At 72.2% G+C, this 20310-nt stretch carries 17 protein-coding genes; 8 read left to right on the top strand and 9 right to left on the bottom strand.

Annotation, left to right across the window (positions count from 1 at the left end):
• Window positions 1-141: 141 nt before the first annotated feature.
• Genes GSF22_RS14025 through GSF22_RS14015 form a run of 3 tightly spaced genes read right to left on the bottom strand, consistent with a single transcriptional unit; the run spans window position 142 to window position 3268 of the window.
• Window positions 142-972 (bottom strand): sugar phosphate isomerase/epimerase family protein, encoded by an 831-nt coding sequence (locus GSF22_RS14025; RefSeq protein ID WP_307803988.1) that lies wholly within the window; start codon window positions 970-972, stop codon window positions 142-144.
• The gene (locus GSF22_RS14020; protein WP_208814000.1) at window positions 969-2120 is read right to left on the bottom strand and encodes a dihydrodipicolinate synthase family protein; all 1152 of its coding nucleotides are present in this window, start codon (window positions 2118-2120) and stop codon (window positions 969-971) included. Before GSF22_RS14020 ends, GSF22_RS14025 begins: the two co-directional genes overlap by 4 nt.
• Entirely contained in the window at window positions 2117-3268 is a 1152-nt protein-coding gene (locus tag GSF22_RS14015; RefSeq protein ID WP_208813999.1) for a Gfo/Idh/MocA family protein, read from the bottom strand. The genes GSF22_RS14020 and GSF22_RS14015 overlap by 4 nt, the downstream gene beginning before the upstream one ends.
• A 544-nt stretch (window positions 3269-3812) precedes the next feature.
• On the opposite strand from GSF22_RS14015, the gene GSF22_RS14010 reads away from it, so the two are divergent.
• Window positions 3813-4829, top strand: coding sequence for a LacI family DNA-binding transcriptional regulator (locus tag GSF22_RS14010; protein WP_208813998.1), 1017 nt, complete (start codon window positions 3813-3815; stop codon window positions 4827-4829).
• A gap of 9 nt (window positions 4830-4838) precedes the next feature.
• Here GSF22_RS14010 and GSF22_RS14005 read toward each other — a convergent pair whose 3' ends face one another.
• From GSF22_RS14005 to GSF22_RS13980, 6 genes are read right to left on the bottom strand one after another with little or no spacing between them, the layout of a single operon-like run.
• A complete protein-coding gene (locus GSF22_RS14005) occupies window positions 4839-5693 on the bottom strand; it encodes a PmoA family protein (RefSeq protein WP_307803986.1) in 855 nt (284 codons plus the stop codon).
• A complete protein-coding gene (locus tag GSF22_RS14000) occupies window positions 5690-6304 on the bottom strand; it encodes a hypothetical protein (protein ID WP_208813997.1) in 615 nt (204 codons plus the stop codon). Before GSF22_RS14000 ends, GSF22_RS14005 begins: the two co-directional genes overlap by 4 nt.
• A gap of 4 nt (window positions 6305-6308) precedes the next feature.
• Window positions 6309-7190: a carbohydrate ABC transporter permease gene (locus GSF22_RS13995; protein ID WP_208813996.1), complete on the bottom strand. Its 882-nt coding sequence runs from the start codon at window positions 7188-7190 to the stop codon at window positions 6309-6311.
• Window positions 7190-8170 (bottom strand): carbohydrate ABC transporter permease, encoded by a 981-nt coding sequence (locus GSF22_RS13990; RefSeq protein ID WP_208813995.1) that lies wholly within the window; start codon window positions 8168-8170, stop codon window positions 7190-7192. The genes GSF22_RS13995 and GSF22_RS13990 overlap by 1 nt, the downstream gene beginning before the upstream one ends.
• A 33-nt stretch (window positions 8171-8203) precedes the next feature.
• A complete protein-coding gene (locus GSF22_RS13985; protein ID WP_208813994.1) occupies window positions 8204-9553 on the bottom strand; it encodes an ABC transporter substrate-binding protein in 1350 nt (449 codons plus the stop codon).
• Window positions 9554-9573: 20 nt separating this feature from the next.
• Entirely contained in the window at window positions 9574-10707 is a 1134-nt protein-coding gene (locus tag GSF22_RS13980; RefSeq protein ID WP_208813993.1) for a LacI family DNA-binding transcriptional regulator, read from the bottom strand.
• A 237-nt stretch (window positions 10708-10944) separates the two neighbouring features.
• Here GSF22_RS13980 and GSF22_RS13975 point away from each other — a divergent pair, with 237 nt between their 5' ends.
• The 7 genes from GSF22_RS13975 to GSF22_RS13945 form a co-directional block, all read left to right on the top strand.
• Window positions 10945-12273 (top strand): Gfo/Idh/MocA family protein, encoded by a 1329-nt coding sequence (locus GSF22_RS13975; RefSeq protein ID WP_208813992.1) that lies wholly within the window; start codon window positions 10945-10947, stop codon window positions 12271-12273.
• A 22-nt stretch (window positions 12274-12295) separates the two neighbouring features.
• Complete coding sequence (gene uxaC / locus GSF22_RS13970) at window positions 12296-13759, top strand: glucuronate isomerase (protein ID WP_208813991.1); 1464 nt, start codon at window positions 12296-12298, stop codon at window positions 13757-13759.
• On the top strand, window positions 13756-15060 hold the full coding sequence (locus GSF22_RS13965) for an enolase C-terminal domain-like protein (protein WP_208813990.1): 1305 nt from the start codon (window positions 13756-13758) through the stop codon (window positions 15058-15060). The genes uxaC and GSF22_RS13965 overlap by 4 nt, the downstream gene beginning before the upstream one ends.
• Window positions 15051-16541, top strand: a complete 1491-nt coding sequence (locus tag GSF22_RS13960; RefSeq protein ID WP_208813989.1) for a mannitol dehydrogenase family protein — start codon at window positions 15051-15053, stop codon at window positions 16539-16541. The genes GSF22_RS13965 and GSF22_RS13960 overlap by 10 nt, the downstream gene beginning before the upstream one ends.
• The gene (locus tag GSF22_RS13955) at window positions 16538-17812 is read left to right on the top strand and encodes a Gfo/Idh/MocA family protein (protein WP_208813988.1); all 1275 of its coding nucleotides are present in this window, start codon (window positions 16538-16540) and stop codon (window positions 17810-17812) included. The genes GSF22_RS13960 and GSF22_RS13955 overlap by 4 nt, the downstream gene beginning before the upstream one ends.
• 251 nt (window positions 17813-18063) lie before the next feature.
• Entirely contained in the window at window positions 18064-19410 is a 1347-nt protein-coding gene (locus GSF22_RS13950) for a polysaccharide lyase family 1 protein (RefSeq protein WP_208813987.1), read from the top strand.
• Window positions 19411-19585: 175 nt separating this feature from the next.
• Window positions 19586-20310, top strand: a 725-nt coding sequence (locus tag GSF22_RS13945) for a DUF1080 domain-containing protein (protein ID WP_244367367.1), incomplete at its 3' end; no start/stop codon positions are given.

Genomic DNA, 20310 nt, shown 5'->3' with positions numbered 1-20310 from the left:
CACCCCGCCCCCCGCGCGCTTGACCCCGTTGATCATGGAGTTGTGGTGCCCCACAAAAGCCGCATTATGGGGTGAACCGCCCACCACAAGTCCATGATCGACGAGCCCGGGTGGTCCCCGTCAGGCGACCACCCGGGATTGTCAGGCGACGTGGTCCAGGTAGCCGGCGATCGACTCGGCGAGTACCTCCCGGCCGGGGCGGGCCCACACGTCGGCGTGGAACACCTCCACCTCGACCGGCCCGGTCCAGCCGGCCGCGTCGACCGCCTCGCGCAGCCGGCGCAGCTCGATGCAGCCGGCCCCGGGCAGCGCCCGGCCGAGCAACACCCCCTCCGGTAGCGGGGTGACCCAGTCGCAGACCTGGAACGCGGCGATCCGTTCGCCGGCCCGGGCGATCTGCGCGTAGACCCGGTCGTCCCACCAGACGTGGTACGCGTCGACCACCACCCCGACGGCGTCGACCGGGAACTGCTCGGCGATGTCGAGCGCCTGACCCAGGGTGGCGACCACGCACCGGTCGGCGCAGAACATCGGGTGCAGCGGTTCGATCGCCAGTCGTACCCCGGCCGACTGCGCGTACGGCACCAGCTCGCCGATCGCGTCGGCGACCATCCGCCGGGCCCCGTCGACGTCCCGGCTGCCGGCCGGCAGTCCGCCGGAGACCAGGACCAGGGTGGCGGTACCCAGCGCGGCGGCCTCGTCGATGGCGGCCCGGTTCTCCGTGCGCCACCCGTCGGCGGTGAAGAAGCCGCCCCGGCACAGGGAGGTGACGGTCAGCCCGGCGTCGCGGACCAGTTTCGCCGCCCGGGCCAGCCCGTACTCGGCGACCGGTTCGCGCCACAGGCCGATGCCCGGTACCCCCGCCTCGGCGCAGCCGGCGACGACGTCGGCCAGCGGCCAGTGTTTCGCGGTGGCCTGGTTGAACGAGAACCGGGCCAGCCGGTGCCGGGGGAGCGGGCCGCTGACGGTCACTGCTCCACCCCCGCCACGGAGAAGTACGCCCGGGCCCGCGCGGCGGCCAGCTCCGGGTCGGCCAGCAGGCCGGCCCGTTCGGCGAGGACCAGCAGCCGGGCCAGGTGGACCGGCGACCGGCCGGACTGCTGCCCGGCCACCATGGTGAAGTGGTCCTGGTGGCCGGAGAGCCAGGCCAGGAAGACGATGCCGGTCTTGTAGTGGTAGGTCGGCGTACCGAACAGGTGCCGGGCCAGCGGCACCGTCGGCGCGAAGATCGCGTCGTAGGCGGCCAGGTCACCCCGGTCCAGGGCGGTCAGCGCCGCCGCCGCTGCCGGTGCGATGGCGGCGAAGATGCCGAGCAGCGCGTCGGAGTGCCCGACCTCGTCGCCCCGGATCAGCTCCGGGTAGTGGAAGTCGTCACCGGTGTAGAGGCGTACCCCGGCGGGGAGCCGGCGGCGCAGCGCGACCTCCCAGCCGGCGTCGAGCAGGGACGTCTTGATGCCGTCCACCTTCGCCGCGTGTTCCTTGACCAGGTGCAGCACCGTCTCGACGGCCAGGTCCAGGTCGGTGGAGCCCCAGTAGCCGGTCAGCGCCGGGTCGAACATCGGGCCGAGCCAGTGCAGCACCACCGGCTGGTCGCTGGCGGTCAGCAGGTCGCCGTAGATCCGCAGGTAGTCCTCCGGGCCCCGGGCCGCCGCAGCGAGGTGCCGGCTGCACATCAGCACCGGTCGGGCCCCGGCGGTGAGGACGTGGTCGAGCTGCGCCCGGTACGCGGCGGCGATGTCGGTGAGGCTGGCCTCCCCGGGTGGAAGCTGGTCGGTACCGACCCCGGCGACGATCCGCCCGCCGACCGACCGGGCCTCGGCGGCACTGCGCCGGATCAGTTCCCGGGTCGCCGGGTAGTCCAGCCCCATGCCGCGCTGCGCGGTGTCCATCGCCTCGGCCACGCCGAGGCCGTGGGACCACAGGTGGTGCCGGAAGGCCAGGGTGCGGTCCCAGTCGAGGACCGCCGGGGCGCCCGGCACGTTCTCCGCGGCCGGGTCGGCGACCACGTGCGCGGCGGCGTACGCGATCCGCGACGCGGGTGGTCCGGCCGGGCGGGGGAAGCCGCCGCCGCTGCTGATCCGCAGCCGGGTACCGTCGGGCAGGCGCACCTCGGCGCTCATCGGGCCAGCTCCGGAACCTCGACCCGGCGCTGCTCGCGGGCCGACAGCAGGCCCAGCTCGGCGAGCTGCACCCCGCGCGCCCCGGCCAGGAAGTCCCAGCGGAACGGCTCGTCGGCGACCACGTGCCGCAGGAACTGCTCCCACTGCACCTTGAAACCGTTGTCGAACTCCTCGTTGTCCGGTACCTCCAGCCACTGGGACCGGAAGTTCTCGGTCACCGGCAGGTCCGGGTTCCACACCGGCTTCGGCGTGACGCTGCGGTGCTGCGCCCGGCAGTTGCGCAGCCCGGCCACCGCGCTGCCCTCGGTACCGTCCACCTGGAACTCCACCAGTTCGTCCCGGTTGACCCGGACACACCAGGAGGAGTTGAGCTGGGCGACGATCCCGCCGTCGAGTTCGAAGATGCCGTACGCGGCGTCGTCGGCGGTCGCCGGGTAGCGGCGACCGGCCTCGTCGACCCGCTCGGGGATGTGCGTGGCGGTCACGCAGGAGACGGCGCGTACCTGGCCGAACAGTTCCTCCAGCACGTACTGCCAGTGCGGGAACATGTCCATGACGATGCCGCCGCCGTCCTCGGCCCGGTAGTTCCAGGAGGGACGCTGGGCCGGCTGCCAGTCCCCTTCGAACACCCAGTAGCCGAACTCGCCCCGGACCGACAGGATTCGGCCGAAGAAGCCGCCGTCGATGAGCCTTTTGAGCTTGCGCAGACCGGGCAGGAAGAGCTTGTCCTGCACCACTCCGGTGCGTACCCCGGCGGTGGTGGCGGCGCGGGCCAGGTCGAGTGCGGCGGCGCTCTCCTCGGCCAGCGGCTTCTCGGTGTAGATGTGCTTGCCGGCCTCGATCGCCTGCCGGATCGCCTTCTCCCGCTGCTGGGTGACCTGGGCGTCGAAGTAGATCTGCACGTCGTCGCGGGCCAGCGCGGCGGAGAGGTCGGTGGTCCAGTCGGTCAGCCCGTGCCGCTCGGCGATCTCCCGGAGCCGGATCTCGCTCCGGCCGACCAGTACCGGTTCGGGCCAGATGGTGGTCCCGTCGGCCAGCGGGATACCACCCTGGTCCCGGATGGCCAGCAGGGAGCGGACGAGGTGCTGCCGGTAGCCCATCCGGCCGGTTACGCCGTTGACGATGATGCCGATCGGCCTGCGGGTCATGGTGGTCCTTCCGTTACTCGGTCGGCCGTCGCCGTACGGATCTGCCCGGGACGGCACCGGCCGGCCCGTCCGGCGCCCGGTCGGGCCGGTCGGTGCACCGCCGTGGACGGCGGGGCGGGCCGCCGGCCCGGCCGGGCGTGGGCCCCGTGTGGCCGACCGGGTACCGGATGGTCCTGGCGGGCCGGGGCGGGACCGCACGCCGGACGGTTGGGGGCGAACAGGCGTCTAGGTAAGCGCTTTCCTGAAGCGTAGGCGTCACCCACCCGTCAGGGCAAGGGCCCGCCCGGTGGCCTTCCTCTCCGCCCTGCCCGGGAACGCCTGCCGCACCCGACCGGACCCCACCGGGCGGCCTCTGCCGCATCCGACCGGACCCCACCGGGCGGCCTCTGCCGCATCCGACCGGACCTCGGCCGGCACGCGGTCCGCCGGACCCGGTTTCACCGCCGGTTCGCGGCCGGTCGGACCGGCGGTGCGGTGCGGTAACCTGACGTCTCGCCGCCCCGGTGGGCGGCACATTCCACGGTCGGACAGGGAGGGGATGACCATGGCGACGCTCGCCGACGTCGCCCGGCGGGCGGGGGTATCCCCGGCCACCGCGTCCCGGGTCATCAACGGCAGCAGCAAACCGGTCGCCGACGAGCTGCGGGAACGGGTCATGCGCGCGGTCGCCGAGCTGCGGTACGTGCCGAACGCGCACGCCCAGCTCCTCGCCCGCTCCGACCGCACCGCGGTCGGCGTGATCGTGCACGACGTCTCCGACCCGTACTTCGCCGAGGTCACCCGGGGGCTGCAACGGGTGGCGATCGACCGTGGCCGGCTGCTGATCATCTGCAACAGCTACCGGGACCCCGAGCGGGAGCTCGCGTACGTCGAACTGCTCCGGGGCCAGCAGGTGGCCGCGCTCATCCTCGCCGGTTCCGGTTACCACGATCCGGCGTTCACCACGCTGCTCAACGAGAAGCTCGCCGCGTACGAGGCGACGGGCGGCCGGGTGGCGGTGATCGGCCGCCACGAGCACTCCGGTGACGCGGTGATGCCGGCCAACGAGGACGGTGGCTATCTCGTCGGCCGGGAACTGCTCGCCCTCGGGCACCGGACGGTCGGGGTGATCGCCGGCCCCCGGGTGCTGACCACCACCACCGACCGGATCGCCGGCCTGCGTCGCGCCTTCGCCGCGCAGGGGTTGACCCTGCCGGAGGAACACGTCTGCTACTCCGGCTTCGACCGGGACGGTGGCGTCGAGGCCACCGGCGCGCTGCTCGACGCGGTGCCCGGCCTGACCGCCGTGGTCGCGTTGAACGACCAGATGGCCATCGGCGCGCTGGCCCTGCTGCGCTCGCGGGGGATCGCCGTGCCGGAGCGGGTCTCGGTGACCGGGTTCGACGACATGCCCATCGCCCGGGACGTCACCCCCGCGCTGACCACCGTCCGGCTGCCCCTGGTCGAGATGGGGGTACGGGCGATGACCCTCGCCCTGGACCCGGGGACGACCGGCGGGCGGGTGGAGGTCCTCCCCGCCGAACTGGTCCGCCGGGACAGCACCGGGCCCGCCCCGGTCTGATCCCCGCGCTCAGCCGCCGGTGGCGAGCCGGTCGGCCAGGGCGGCGACGGTGGCCCGGTCGGGGTGCCCGTCGAGCACCGCGATCCGATGCCGGCCGGACCGGCTGCCGCCGGCCGGGATCGACCGGGTCCGCGCGAAGGCGAACGCCGCGCAGACCCCCGGGTACATCGCCGTCCGCACGAACCACCGGTCCTCCTCGGCCAGACCGCAGAAGACCAGGGTGTACGCCGCGCCGTCGGCGGTACCGGTGAGCGCCACCCATTCTTCGGCGCTGCCGTTGACCTTCTCCTCACCCTCGGCGGTGGCGGTGAAGGTGTCCGCCGGGTCGGTCGAGACGGCCCGCCAGAAGAAGCCGCCGTACCCGGCCCCACCCGGTCGGCCGTTGGTGGCCGGGCTGCCGAGCACGACGTCGTGCTCGGCCGGGGCGGTCAGCGTGTACGCCACGTCGAGCAGCCACCCGCCGGCCGGGCCGGGCAGCGGCGCGGCGGCCAGCCGGCGGTGCTCGGTGAGCAGCACCCGCCCGTCCCGGTCCCGCCACTGGAGACGGTGGGCCAGCCGGTCGGCGTACCGTTCGTCCCAGCCGGTGTGCGCGATCCGACCGTGGTCGTCGCGCCAGGTGTACCCGGTGTCGCGGACGTAGGTGCGTCCGCCCCACAGGTTGGTGCCGTCGACGTCCTGCACGGCCAGTGAGGCACCGAGGTGCCACACGTGGTCGGCGGGCAGGGCGTCGGTGACCACCGTGCCGGCGAGGGTCCGCACCGGGTGCAGGTACGGCCGGGGACCGTGGGTGGCGTCCAGGTCGGGGTCGAGGACGTACCGGGCCACCGGTACCCCGTCGACGTGCAACTGCGGGTCGTCGGTCACGGCTGCTCCAGGGTGACCTCGGCCCGCACCGGTCGGCGGGCGACGGCGTGCCAGGCGGCCAGCACGTAGCCGGCCAGGATCGGCACCGCGACCGGGGTGACCAGCAGGGCCAGCAGCGCGGCGACCGCGCACACCCCGCTCACCCCGGCCCAGCGGGCCGGCCGGGTCACCGACTCGGTGGCGGCGGTCCGCGCCGCCGCCCGCCAGCCCCGGGCCCCGGTCCGGCCGACGGCGACCACGACCAGTGCGGCGTACCCGGCCAACGCGACCGTCACCACGACGGTGAGCAGCAGCGCCGGTGGGCCGCCGGGGACGGCGCCCCGGGCCAGCGCGGCGAGGTCGAGCGCCAGCAGCCCGGCGGCGACGGACGCGAGCAGCGCCACCGGGATGCCGGCCGGTACGGCCCGGACGAACCGGCGCAGCGTGCGCCGGGCCGTCGGCCAGCTTCCGTCGGTGAGCCAGTCGTGCAGGGCGGCACTGGCGGTGGCGACCGCCGCCGGGGCGGTCACCAGCGGCAGCGCGGCCAGCGTCGCCACGATGCCGAGCAGTGCCAGGTCGCTGCCGTCGCGCAGCACGTCCCGCCAGTCCCGCCGTTGCGCTGCTGTGCTCACCGGTTCACCCCTTGAGCCCGCTGGTGTTGATGCCCTCGACCAGCATCCGTTGGAAGGCGACGAAGAACAGGAACACCGGCAGCAGCGACAGCACCGACATGGCGAACATCGGACCCACCGCGCTCTGGCTGGTGGAGTCGATGAACAGGGTCAGCGCCACCGGCACGGTGTAGTCCTCCAGTTGGGACAGGAAGACCAGTTGCCGGAAGAAGTCGTTCCAGGTCCAGATGAACGAGAAGATCGCCGTGGTGACCAGCGCCGGCCGGCTCAACGGCAGGATCACGTGCCGGAAGATGCCGAACGAGTTGGCCCCGTCGATCTTCGCGGCCTCGTCCAGCTCGCGGGGGATGCCCCGCATGAACTGCACCATCAGGAAGACGAAGAACGCTTCGGTGGCCAGGAACTGCGGGACCAGCAGCGGCAGGTACGGCCACTCCCCACCGACCATGCCCAGGCTGCGGAACAGGATGTACTGCGGCACGATCAGCACGTGACCGGGGAGCAGGAGAGTACCGATCATCACGGCGAACCACAGTCCCCGGAGCCGGAACCTCAGCCGGGCGAAGGCGTACGCGGCCAGCAGGCAGGAGATGCCGTTGCCGACCACGGTCAGCAGGCTGACCATCGCGCTGTTGAGGAAGAATCGGCCGAAGGTGACGTCGAAGTTGGTCCACCCCTGGGTGAAGTTCCCCGGGGTGAACGTCTCCGGCAGCAGGCCGATGTTGTTGACGATCTCCTCCTGGGACTTGACCGACGTGCCGATCATCCAGATCAGCGGGTAGAGCACGACCGCCAGGATCGCGATCAGCACGACCAGTCGGACCGCCTGCCGGGCCCCGCCGCGGGGCCGCCGGGTCGCAGGGACCGCTCCCGTGACCGCCACCATCACTTCTCCCCGTCGGAGTAGTGCACCCAGAACCGCCCGGTGCTGAAGAAGACGACCGTGATCAGGGCGATGGCCAGCAGGAACACCCACGCCATGGCGGAGGCGTAGCCCATCTCCAGGTCGGTGAAGCCCTTGATGTAGAGGTTCAGCGTGTACATCAGGGTGGAGTCGACCGGACCGCCGGTGCCGTTGCTGAGCACGAACGCCGCGGTGAAGCCCTGGAAACCGTTGATCGTCTCCAGTACCAGGTTGAAGAAGATGACCGGAGAGAGCATCGGCAGGGTGACCGCGCGGAACTGCCGGAAGCGCCCGGCACCGTCCACCGACGCGGCCTCGTACAGCTCGGTCGGCACCTGCTTGAGCCCGGCCAGGAAGATCACCATCGGGGCGCCGAACTGCCAGATGGCGAGCACCATCAGGGTCTCCAGCGCCCAGTCCGGGTCGTTGACCCAGGGCTTGCCGGTGATCCCGAACAGGCCGAGGAACGAGTTGAACGCGCCGTCCCGGTTGAACATGTTGACCCAGACGATGGCCAGCGCCACGCTGCCACCCAGCAGGGACGGCAGGTAGAACAGGCCCCGGAACAGACCGACCCCGCGCCACGCCTTGTTCAGCAGCAGGGCCACGCCGAGCGCGGCGGCCAACTTCAGTGGTACGGCGATCAGGGCGAACTTCAGGGTCACCTGTACGGCGTGCCAGAACGACGGGTCGTCGGCGAACATCCGCCGGTAGTTCTCGAACCCCACCCACTGCACCTCGGACCAGGGGGTGAGGATGTCGTAGTTGGTGAAGCTCAGGTAGAGCGACAAGAGCATGGGAATCGCCGTGATGGCCATCAGTCCGATGAGCCAGGGCGACAGGAAGACGTACCCGGCCAGACCCTCGCTGTGCCGGATCCGCCCGGTCCCGCCCCCGGAGGAGGCGGGCCGGACGGATCCGCTGTCGCGTCGGGTCCGGTCCGGCGTCGTGGTCAGGGCCACGAGCCGGCTCCTTTCCGAATCCTCAGCGGCCGGTCAGCCGATCGCGGCCTTGCAGGCGGCAAGGAACTGCTCCGCGGCCTTGGCCGGGGTGGTCCGTCCGTACTGCGCCTCCTCGGCGGCCTTGATCAGCTCGGCCCGGACCTTGCTGTGTCCCTTCAGCGGCACCTGCGGCGACTCGCCGAACTTCTGTGCCAGCTCGGTCTCCACGGCGATCGAGGTCTTCATCGCCGGGTCGGTGACGTCGTCGCTGACCAGCTTGCGGATGTCCAGGTTCGCCGGCAGGCCCCGGTCGGTACCGAGGATCTTGGCGGCCTCCGGGTCGTTCAGCAGGAAGTTGAGCACGTCCACCGCGACTTCCTTGTGCTTGCTGCCCTTGAACACGGAGAAGTACATCGAGGCGCGGGCCCACTGGGCGCTCGGGTCACCCGGGTACGCCACGACCCCCAGTTCGTCCTTGGTGTTCTTCTTCAGCTCCGGGAGCTGGTTGGCCCAGACCCAGGAGGTGGCGGCCTTGCCGGTCACCACGAGCTGCTTGGTGATGTCGGTGGCGTTGCCCTCGTGGATCACGTCGGCGGTCGGGGTGGCACCCCGGTCGCGGGCGCCCTTCCACAGCTCGAACCACCGGGTCACGTCCTCGACGGTGAACCCGAGCTCCCTGCCCTTGTAGAGGTCCTTGCCCTGCTGCCGCAGCCACACCCAGAACGCCTTGTAGTCGGCGCTCGGGTCCATCGTGCCGGGGACCTTGGTCTTCTTGCTCACCTGCTCGGCCCAGGCGATGTGCTCCTCCCAGCTCATCCCGGTGGTCGGCTCGGGGAGGCCGCTGCGCTGCAACAGCGTCTTGTTGTAGACCAGGCCCTGGGTGTTCTCCCCGGCGGCCACCCCGGCGAGCTTGCCGTCGACCACGCCGTACTGCCACAGGCTCTTCGGGAACTTCGAGACGTCGAGCTTGCCGTTGTCCTTGTAGAAGGTCAGGTCGAGCGTGGTGTTGCGGGCCGCGTACTCGGTGAGGAAGTTGTCGTCGATCTGGAAGATGTCCGGCGGGTTGCCACCGGCGGTCAGGGTGGCCAGCTTGTCGAAGTAGCCCTGGTTGGCCTGCCAGGTCTTCTCGAAGGTGACGTTCGGGTGCTTCTTGGTGTAGAGGGCGAGGGCCTCCTCGGTCAGCTTGGCCCGGGCCTCACCACCCCACCAGAAGATCGACAGCTTGACCGGGGCGTTCGGGTCGGTGCTGGCCGGTTCGTCCCCACCGCAGGCGGCGGCGCCGAACATCAGCGGCATGGCGACCGCCACTGCGGCGATGCCGCGCAGCAGCCGGCGCCGGGGGAGTTGGGTACGGTGGTGACGCGCGGTGGTTGCGTCCGCCGTCGAGGGCGTTGCGGGGTGCATCTGTGCTCACTCCTTGGGCGTTAGGAGGCGACAACCTCACCGGTGGCCACGGCCGGGCTGCCCGGGCCCGCAGGGCAATGCGGGCCCGGGTGTTCAACGCCGGCGGCACCGTCGGTGCGACCGGCCCGGGGGCCGGGTCCGGTCGAGTCGCGGATGACCAGTTCGGTCTGGAGCATTACCTGTGCGGTGGTACGACGGTCGTCGCCGGCGCTGCTGCGTCCGCCGCCCCGCAGGTTGCGGGTGGCGGCGGGGGAGTCGTGCTGCAACAGCATGTCGACGGCCGTCCGGCCGGCGGCCGCGGTAGGGGTGGCCACCGTCGTCAGTTTGGGCCGGGTGAGCCGGCTGAGCGTGATGTCGTCGATGCCGACGACGCTCACGTCCCCGGGCACCCGCAGGCCCAGATCGTGTAACCCTTCCATCAGGCCGATGGCCATCAGGTCGTTGTAGGCCAGCACGGCCGTCGCGCCACAGCGACGGACCTGCTCGGCGAGGGCGGTGCCACCGGTCTCGGTGGGCAGGTTCGGACCGAGCACGGTCAGGTCCCCGCCGCCGGCCCGGACCGCCGCCGCGGCGGCCCGGCGGATCTCCCGGCTGGTCCAGGAGCCCCGGGGGCCGCTGAGCAGGGCGATGTCCCGGTGGCCGAGGCCGAGCAGGTGGTCGATGGCGAGCCGGGCCCCCTGCCCGACGTCCATCACCACCGCCGGCAGCCCGGCGACCTGCCGGTTTATCACCACCAGCGGGACCTCCCGGCTGAGCTGCTCGATCAGGCTGTTGCTCATCCGGGGGCTGCACAGGAGCACGCCGTCGACCTGCTTGGCCAACGCGTGCACCAACTCCTCCTCGGCGGCCGGGTCCTCATTGGTGTCCGCCACGAACACGTGGTAGTCGCGCTGGCGGGCCTGGCTCTCCGCCGCCTTGATCAGCGGCGGGAAGAACGGGTTGGCGATGTCGGCGATGATCAGGCCGATGTTGTGGGTACGGCCGGTGATCAGTGCCCGGGCGGCCCGGTTGGGCCGGTAGCCCAGGTCGTCGGCGCAGGCCAGCACCCGGCTGCGGGTCTCGGGGTTGACCAGGTGGGGGGCCGAGAACGTCCGGGAGACCGTGGAGATGTGCACCCCGGAGGCCCGTGCTACGTCTCGGATGGTGGCTGGCACGCGGATCCCTTCGCCAGGTGTGGCTGCGGTCACTGGAGTGCAGCAATTAATGCAAACGGTTGTGGCCGTGTCAATGGGCGAAGGTTACGGCTTCGTTGCGGCGACGCTCCCACGCTGATCAACTTACCCCGCAAATCAGGATAAAACTCGCTGGTTTGATGCCGATCGTTGACGTGCTCGCATCAGGCGTGGTTATTTCGCTGCAAACCTTTGCAGTCGTCGTGGGAGGCAACGCCGATGTCATCCAGACCCGGGAAGCGGGTGCGGTACGCGGTGGTCGGTACCGGTGCGCGGGCCGAGATGTTCGTCCGGGCGCTGGTGCTCGACCACCCGGACACCGCCGAGCTGGTCGCCTTCGCCGACGTCAACCAGGCGCGGATGGACGCGCACAACCGGTGGCTCGGCGGGCTGGGTCACCCGGCGGTGCCGACCTACCCGGCCGCCGACTTCCTGGCGATGCTGGACAAGGAGCGGGTCGACACGGTCCTGGTGACCAGCGTCGACGTCACCCACGACGAGTACGTGGTGGCCGCCCTGCACGCCGGCCGGGACGTGGTCACCGAGAAGCCGATGACCGTCGACGTGCCCCGCTGCCAGCGGATCCTCGACGCGGTGGCGGCGACCGGCCGGCACGTGTCGGTCGCGTTCAACTACCGCTACAACCCTTTGCACGAAAAGGTGCGCCAGGTCGTCGCCGACGGCGCGGTCGGGGAGATCGGCTCGGTGCACTTCGAGTGGCTGCTCGACGTGCGGCACGGCGCGGACTACTTCCGCCGCTGGCACCGGGACAAGGCCAACTCCGGCGGCCTGATGGTGCACAAGGCCAGCCACCACTTCGACCTGGTCAACTGGTGGCTGGACGCGGTACCGGTCGAGGTGTACGCCGCCGGTCGGCTGTTCTTCTACGGCGAGGCCGGCCGGCGGCACGGGTACGCCCGCGACTACGCCCGGGCGCACGGCGCGCCGGCGGCCGACGGTGACCCGTTCGCACTGCGCCTCGCCGACCACCCCCGGCTGCGCGAGCTGTACCTCGACGCCGAGGCCGAGGACGGCTACCAGCGCGACCAGAACGTGTTCGCGCCCGGGGTGACCATCGAGGACGACATGTCGGTGCTGGCCCGGTACTCCACCGGCGCCACCATGACCTACCACCTCACCGCGTACGCCCCCTGGGAGGGCTACCGGGTGATGTTCAACGGCAGCCGGGGCCGGCTGGAGTTGGAAGTCTGTGAGAGCGACTTCGTCAGCCCGACCGCCGCCGGTGCGCTCAAGGGTGCCGCCCTGCACGGCGACGAGGCCGCCGCCGAATCGGGATCGGCCACCCTGACCCTGCGCCCGTTCTGGGAGCCACCCCGGCAGGTACCGGTCGACGGGTACCGCCGCGAGGGGCACGGCGGCGCGGACACCCGGATGACCCGGGTCCTCTTCGGCGGCGAGCCGGACCCGCTCGGCCGGGCCGCCACCGCCCGGGACGGCGCGCTCGCCCTGCTCACCGGCCTGGCCGCGAACCGGTCCTTCGAGACCGGCCAGCCGGTCCGGGTCGCCGACCTGCTCACCATCCCCTGATCCCCGCAAGGAGCACCGTTCCGTGCCCGGAATCACCCCAGACCTGCTCTTTCCCGCCGAAGCCGGCCAACGGGCCCTCGCCCGGGAGTTGTACGCGCTGGTCGAGAGCCTGCCGATCATCTCGCCGCACGGGCACATCGATCCGGCGCTGCTGGCCGAGGACACCCCGTTCCCCGACCCCGCCCGGCTGCTGATCGTCCCGGACCACTACCTGACCCGGATGCTGCTCAGCCAGGGCGTACCCCCGGCGCAGCTGGGCGTACCGACCCGTGACGGTGACCCGGTGGAGACCGACGGGCGGACCATCTGGCGGCGCTTCGCCGCGCACTGGCACCTGTTCCGGGGCACCCCGTCCCGGCTGTGGCTGGAGCAGACCTTCCGCACCGTCTTCGACATCGACCTGCGGCTCGGGCCGGACACCGCCGACGAGATCTACGACCGGATGGCCGCGAAGCTGGCCGAACCGGAGTTCCGCCCCCGGGCGCTGTTCGAACGGTTCCGCATCGAGGTACTGGCCACCACCGAGTCGCCCCTGGACGACCTGGGCCGGCACGCCAAGCTCGCCGCCGACGGCTGGGGCGGCCCCGGGGGCCGGGTGATCACCACCTTCCGGCCGGACAACGTGGTGGACATGGAGTTCGAGGGCTGGGCGGAGAACGTCGCCTGGCTCGGTGAGCTGGCCGGCGAGGACACCGGGACGTACCCGGGCTACCTCGCCGCGCTGCGCCGGCGGCGGGAGGCGTTCGTCGCCGCCGGGGCCACCTCCTCCGACCACGGCCACCCGACCGCCCGGACCCTGCGGCTGAGCGACGCCGAGGCGGCGCAGCTGTTCGACCGGGGGATGCGCGGGCGCGCCGACGCCGCCGACGCCGAGGCGTTCCGGGCGCACATGCTGGTGGAGTTCGCCCGGATGTCGATCGACGACGGGCTGGTCATGCAACTGCACCCGGGTTCGGTCCGCAACCACAACCGCTGGCTGTACGCCACGCACGGCCGGGACGTCGGCGGGGACATCCCGCAGGCCACCGAGTACCTGCACGCGCTGACCCCGCTGCTCGACGCGTACGGCAACGACCCGAGGCTGCGGGTGGTGGTCTACACCCTCGACGAGTACACCTTCACCCGGGAGCTGGCCCCGCTGGCCGGCGGGTACGCGGCCCTCTACCTCGGCGCGCCCTGGTGGTTCCTGGACGCCCCGGAGGTGCTGCGCCGGTTCCGGGAGGCGGTCACCGAGACCGCCGGCTTCTACAACACCGCCGGGTTCGTCGACGACACCCGGGCGTTCTGCTCCATCCCGGTACGCCACGACGTGGCCCGCCGGATCGACGCCGGATTCCTGGCCCGGCTGGTCGCCGAGCACCGGCTGCCGCTCGACGAGGCGGCCGAGACGATCGTCGACCTCGCGTACCACCTGCCGAAGAAGGTCTTCAGGATCGGGGAGCCGCTGGCCCCCACCGCCCCCACCAGTGAAGGGTCTGCCCAGTGAGCACCACCATCACCGCCGTCGAGGTGCACGACGTCCGCTTCCCGACGGCCGCCGCCGGGGACGGCTCGGACGCCATCAACAAGGGCGACTACTCGGCCACCTACGTCGAGCTGCACACCGACGGCGGGCCGACCGGGGCCGGGTTCACCTTCACCAACGGCCGGGGTAACGAGATCACCTGTGCCGCCGTCCGCGCGCTGGCCCACCACGTGCAGGGGCGCACCGTCGAGGAGATCTTCGCCGAGCCGGTGACCTTCTGGCGGTCGCTCACCGCCGACGTGCAGCTGCGCTGGCTCGGCCCGGAGAAGGGCGTCATCCACATGGCCGCCGGCGCGGTGGTCAACGCGGTCTGGGACCTGCGCGCCAAGCTCGCCGGCAAGCCGATGTGGCGGCTGCTGGCCGAGCTGCCGACCGACGAGCTGGTGGGCAGCATCGACTTCCACCACATCACCGACGCGCTCACCCCGGACGAGGCCGCCGCGATCCTCGACAGGGGGCGGGTCGGCCTGGCGGACCGGCTGGCCGAGCTGACCCGGGACGGCTTCCCGTCGTACACCACCTCGGTCGGCTGGCTGGGCTACCCGGACGACAAGGTGCGGGCCCTGACCCGCGAGGCGTACGCGGCCGGTTGGCGGGCGATGAAGATGAAGGTCGGCGGCCCGCTCGACGACGACGTGCGGCGGGCCCGGATCATCCGGTCCGAGATCGGTCCGGACGCGCTGCTGATGATGGACGCCAACCAGGTGTGGGACGTCGACGAGGCGATCACCAACATGGCGGCGCTGGCCGAGGCCGACCCGTACTGGATCGAGGAGCCGACGCACGCCGACGACATCCTCGGCCACGCCCGGATCGCCCGCGAGGTCACGAAGCTGACCGACGGCCGGTGCCGGGTCGCCACCGGCGAGGTGGCCGCCAACCGGGTGATCTTCAAGCAGCTGCTCCAGGCGGAGGCGATCGGTGTCATGCAGATCGACTCGTGCCGGGTGGCCGGGGTCAACGAGGTGCTCTCCGAGATCCTGATGGCGGCCAAGTTCGGCGTGCCGATCTGCCCGCACTCCGGGGGCGTCGGGCTCTGCGAGTACGTCCAGCACCTGGCGATCTTCGACTACCTGCGGGTCGGTACCAGCCTGGAGGGGCGGATGGTCGAGTACGTCGACCACCTGCACGAGCACTTCGTCGACCCGGTGCGGACCCGGGCCGGCCGGTACCTGCTGCCCGAGCAGCCCGGGTACAGCGCCACGATGAAGCCGGAGTCGATCGCCGCGTACTCCTTCCCGGACGGCCCGGTATGGCGCTGACCGTCGGCACCGGCCGGCTCGGCCTGGCGACGCTGCGCCGGCTGCCCGCCGACGCCCGGCCCCTGCTGCGGCCCGGCACCGTCCCGGCCGGGATCGTGCACCTCGGGCTCGGTGCGTTCCACCGGGCCCACCAGGCGGTCTTCACCGAGCAGGCGGTCGCGGCGGCCGGCGGCGACTGGGGGATCGTCGGGGTGGCGCCGCGCAGTACCGACCTGGTCACCGCGCTCGCCGCGCAGGACCACCTGTTCAGCGTGACCACCTGCTCGGGCGCGGGCAACCACACCCGGGCGGTCGGCGCGCTGGCCGGGGTCCGGCACGCGGCGAGCGACCCCGCCGCCGTGGTGGCGCTGCTCGCCGACCCGGCGATCCGGGTGGTCACCCTCACCGTGACCGAGAAGGCGTACCAGCTCGAACCGGGCTCCGGGCGGCTGCGCCCGGACCCGGCGCTGGCGGCCGACCTGCGCGGGGACGGGCCGCCGGCCACCGTGCCCGGTCTGCTGGTGCGCGGCCTGCTGGCCCGGGCGGCGGCCGACGCCGGCCCGGTCGCCCTGGTCAGCTGCGACAACCTGCCGGCCAACGGCCGCCGGCTGCGCAGCCTGGTGGAGCAGGCCCTGGCGTACGCGGGCACCCCGGACCGGCCCGCCGGATGGGTCGCCGGGAACGTCACCTTCCCGGGCACCATGGTGGACCGGATCGTCCCGGCCAGTACCGCGCAGACCCTGGCCGACGCGGAACGGGCCCTCGGTGTGGTGGACCTGGCGGCGGTGGCCGCCGAGCCCTACACCCAGTGGGTGATCGAGGACGACTTCCCCGGCGGGCGACCGGCCTGGGAGCGGGCCGGTGCGATCCTCACCGACGATGCCGGGGCGTGGGAGAAGCTGAAACTGCGGACCCTCAACGGGGTCCACTCCACCACCGCCTACCTGGGTGCCCTCGCCGGTCGGGAGACCGTCGCGGACGCCCTCACCCTGCCGCACCTGCCCACCGTGCTGCGCCGGCTGATCGCCGAGGACATCGCGGCGAGTTTCACCCCGCCGGACGGGGTGTCGGTGGTGGCGTACGGCGACGAGGTGCTGGGCCGCTTCGCCAACCCGGCGATCCGGCACCGTACCCTCCAGGTGGCCATGGACGGGTCGCAGAAGCTGCCGCAGCGGATCCTGCACACCATCGCCGACCTGCGGTCGGCCGGGGCGCCGGCCCGCTGGGCCACCCTGGTCGTCGCGGCCTGGATGCAGTTCGTCCGGGGCTGCGCGGACGACGGCACGGTCCTGCCGCTGGACGATCCGCTGGCCGGGCGGATCCGGGCCGCCTTGGCGGCCCACCCGGACACCCCGGCCGGTGCCGCCGACGCGCTGTTCGGGCTGACCGAGGTCTTCCCGGCCGAGGTGGCCGGCGACGACGAGGTACGCGCTGCGGTGACCGGTTGGCTGACCGACCTGGACCGGCACGGGGTGGCGGCGACCCTGGCGGGGGCGGCATGACCGGCCCGGACACCCGTGCGACCGGCCCGGACACCCACGTCGCCGGGCGGTCCGGTGCCGCCGGGCCGTCCGCCGTGACCGGTACCGACCGGGGCGCACCCCGGGTGGCGGTGATCGGGGCGAACGGGCACGGCCGGTGGCACCGGCGGGTGATCGCCCCGCTGCACGCCGAGGGTCGGCTCGACCTGGTCGCGCTGGTCGACCTCCAGCCGGTCGAGGACGACCCGGAGGCGCCGGTACCGCAGAGCACCCGGGTGTTCACCGACCACCGGGAGATGCTCCGGGACGTGCAGCCGGAGGTGGTGGTGATCTGCACGCCCCCGCACACCCACCTGCCGATCGCGGTGGACGTGCTGGCCGCCGGTGCCGACGTGCTGGTGGAGAAGCCGCCGGTACTCTCCATCGCCGAGCACCGGGAGCTGCTCGCCGCCGTGGCGGCGACCGGCCGGGCGGTGCAGGTGGGCTTCCAGGCCCTCGGCTCGGCCGCCCTGGCCGAGCTGACCACGGCGGTGACCGCCGGTCGGCTGGGTACGGTCACCGGCATCTCGACCGTGGCCGCCTGGCAGCGCCCGGACGGGTACTACGCCCGGGCGCCCTGGGCCGGCCGGCGTCGGCTGAACGGCCGCCCGGTCCTCGACGGGGCGCTGGCCAACCCGCTCGCCCACGCGATCATGCAGTGCCTGGCGGTGGCCGAGGCGGTCGGTGGCGGCCCGGTCGACCCGGTGCGGATCGAGTTGGAGCGCTACCGGGTCCGGCCGATCGAGGTGGACGACACCGCCACGCTGCGGGTCACCCCGCGTGGTGAGCCGCCGATCGTGGTCGCGGTGACCCTGGCCGGGGAGGACTTCGTCCGGGGCGAGGTGATCGTGGACGGTACGGCCGGCCGGGCGGTGCTGGAGTACCCGACCGACCGGCTCCGCCTGCCCGGTGACCTTCAGCTGCGGGAGGTACCCGGCCGGGAGAGCCTGCTGCTCAACCTGCTCGCCCACCGGGCCGATCCGACCGGGGTGCCGCTGATCGTCCCGTTGGCGCGGACCGCGCCGTTCACCCGGGTACTGGAGGTGGTCCAGGCGGCCCCGGAGCCGACCCTGCTCGACGGTGGGCTGCTCACCGAAAGCGGTACGGGCCCGGAGCGGGTCCGCACCATCCGGGGGATCGACGCGCTGCTGCGCCGGGCCGCCGAACAACGGGCCCTGCTGTCCGAGTTGGACGTGCCGTGGTCCGTACGCCCGCACGAGGTCACGCTGACCGGAGAGGAGGACGCCCGCTGACCCGGTACCGTCCGGTGTGACGGAAAACCTATTGCAAATCTCCGTCGACAGTGGCCCGAGAAATTCGGACAGATTAGCTTTCTTCTCGACCCGGGCGGGTCGGGTAATCGCTTTCTGCCTCGAATCTATGCAACAGATCTGCACATTCTTAACATTGACTCTCCTAAGTTGCCTTCATTACCTTTCGTAATGGGAAACACTTCGTACCCGTTACGGGGTCGGGTAAATGACAGAACCACCCGGAGAGTGCAATGACGATAAACCGAACCACCGCGCTGCTGGTCGCCGTCTGCCTGGCCCTGGTGCCGGGCACGGCGGCCGTCGCGGACACCGGCGGCGACCGGGACGCCGGCCTCGCCGGATTCCTCGGCCGGCAGACCCTGCCGGCCGACGACGGTTGGGGCGCCGCCGGTAGCGGCACCACCGGTGGCGCCGCCGCCACCCGCGACCAGGTCTTCGTGGTCTCCAGCCGGGCCGAACTGGTCGCCGCCCTCGGCGGCGACAACGCCACCAACCGCACCGACGACACCCCCAAACTGATCTACGTCGACGGGGTGATCGACGGTTTCGAGCGGGCCGACGGCAGCCTGATGGACTGCGCCGATCTCGCCGATCCGGGCTACTCGCTCGACTCCTATCTGGCCGCCTACGACCCGGCGGTGTGGGGCCGGGTCAACCCCACCGGCCCGCTGGAGGACGCCCGGCGCCGGTCGGTGGTCAACCAGACCGCGCAGACCCAGATCAACATCGGCGCGAACACCACGATCGTCGGGCGGTCCGGCGCCACCCTGACCGGGCTGACCCTGATGGTGGACAGCGTCCGTAACGTGATCATCCGGAACCTGACCCTGGTCGACGCCCGGGACTGCTTCCCGGCCTGGTCGCCCACCGACGGCGCCGAGGGCAACTGGAACTCGCAGTACGACCAGATCTCGGTCCGCCGCAGCGAGAACGTCTGGGTCGACCACAACACCTTCACCGACGGCGACAACCCGGACAGCGCCCAGCCGATCCACTTCGGCCGGCCGTACCAGGTGCACGACGGATCGCTGGACATCACCCACACGGCCAGCCTGGTGACCGCCTCCTGGAACCGTTTCGTCGGCCGGGACAAGGTCATGCTGATCGGCTCGTCGAACACGGTCGGTCCGGACGTCGGCCGGTTGAACGTCACCCTGCACCACAACCTCTTCGACGGCACCCTCCAGCGGCTGCCCCGGGTCCGGTTCGGCCAGGTGGACGTCTACAACAACCACTACCGGCTGGGGGACGGCTTCGACTACGCCCTCGGCGTCGGCGTGCAGTCCGCGCTGTACGTCGAGAACAACTACTTCAGCCTCGGCACCGGTACCGCCCCCGACGCCATCGTGCACGACTGGGGCGGTACGGCGATCACCACCCGGGGCAACCGGGTACGCAGCGGTACCGGCCCGTCCCAGCCGGTCGACCTGGTCGCCGCGTACAACGCCGGTCACGACCCGGACCTGGGCGCCGACGCCGGTTGGCAGCCGGTGCTGCGGGCCGGACCGGTGCTGCCCGCGTCGGCGGTGCCGTTCGTGGTCGGCGCCCTGGCCGGCGCCGCTCGCCTGCCGGGCTGACCCCGAACGTGGTCACCGCGTCCGGGCGAAGCGCGGTGACCACTTCAGCACCACCGTCCCACCCGCCCACGCGCCACAGCTCCACGCACCACAGCTCCACAGCTCCACAGCTCCACGGCTCCACAGCTCCACGGCTCGATCCGTACCACCACCGCCTGCCTGGGGAGGCTCCACGATGACCACCACCCGATCCCGTCGACGACGAGCGTTCCGGCTCGCCGCCGCCGTCACCGCCGGCACCCTCGCCGTCGGCGCGGCCCTCGTGGCCGGCTCGTCGGCGTACGCCGACACCCTGTTTACCGACGACTTCTCCGACGGCAACTCCACCGGTTGGAGCACCAACGGGGGGAGCTGGTCGGTCGTCACCGACGGCTCGCTGGCGTACCGGCAGTCGGGCACCAGCAGTGACGCCCGGTCGCTGACCGGCGCCACCGGCTGGACCGACTACGGCGTGCAGGCCCGGGTGAAGCCGACCGCGTTCGGCGCCGCCAACCGGCACGTCGGCGTGATCGCCCGCGCGCAGAGCAGCAGCAGCTACTACGCCCTGGTGGTGACGGCCAGCGGTGGCGTGCAACTGGTCAAGCGGGCCGGCGGCGATCCGGTCGCGCTCGCCTCGGCCGCCGCCGGGGTGACCACCGGAAGCTGGGCGACCCTCAAACTGGAGGCGGTCGGCAGCTCACTGCGCGGCTACGTCGACGGGACCCTGCTGGTCCAGGCCACCGACGGCGCGTACGGCACCGGCCGGGCCGGACTGGCCACCTCGTACGCCAGCGCCACCTTCGACGACGTCGAGGTGGCCACGGCCAGCGGCGCCCCGCCGACCGGTACCCCGACCGCCACCCCGACGTCGAGCCTGCCGCCGACCGAGCCCCCACTGGACCCGGGGGCCCCGCCGATCGG

Source organism: Micromonospora echinofusca (assembly GCF_017614955.1).
Lineage (GTDB): Bacteria > Actinomycetota > Actinomycetes > Mycobacteriales > Micromonosporaceae > Micromonospora > Micromonospora echinofusca_A.
The sequence above is the reverse complement of the archived record's forward strand: the minus strand, read 5'-3'. Positions and strand labels throughout refer to the sequence as shown.

Coding starts and splice junctions, on each gene's coding strand:
- GSF22_RS14020 (WP_208814000.1), bottom strand. CDS start 2,120: ATGAGCGCCGAGGTGCGCCTGCCCGACGGTACCCGGCTGCGGATCAGC.
- GSF22_RS14015 (WP_208813999.1), bottom strand. CDS start 3,268: ATGACCCGCAGGCCGATCGGCATCATCGTCAACGGCGTAACCGGCCGG.
- GSF22_RS14010 (WP_208813998.1), top strand. CDS start 3,813: ATGGCGACGCTCGCCGACGTCGCCCGGCGGGCGGGGGTATCCCCGGCC.
- GSF22_RS13995 (WP_208813996.1), bottom strand. CDS start 7,190: ATGGTGGCGGTCACGGGAGCGGTCCCTGCGACCCGGCGGCCCCGCGGC.
- GSF22_RS13985 (WP_208813994.1), bottom strand. CDS start 9,553: ATGCACCCCGCAACGCCCTCGACGGCGGACGCAACCACCGCGCGTCAC.
- GSF22_RS13975 (WP_208813992.1), top strand. CDS start 10,945: ATGTCATCCAGACCCGGGAAGCGGGTGCGGTACGCGGTGGTCGGTACC.
- GSF22_RS13960 (WP_208813989.1), top strand. CDS start 15,051: ATGGCGCTGACCGTCGGCACCGGCCGGCTCGGCCTGGCGACGCTGCGC.
- GSF22_RS13955 (WP_208813988.1), top strand. CDS start 16,538: ATGACCGGCCCGGACACCCGTGCGACCGGCCCGGACACCCACGTCGCC.
- GSF22_RS13950 (WP_208813987.1), top strand. CDS start 18,064: ATGACGATAAACCGAACCACCGCGCTGCTGGTCGCCGTCTGCCTGGCC.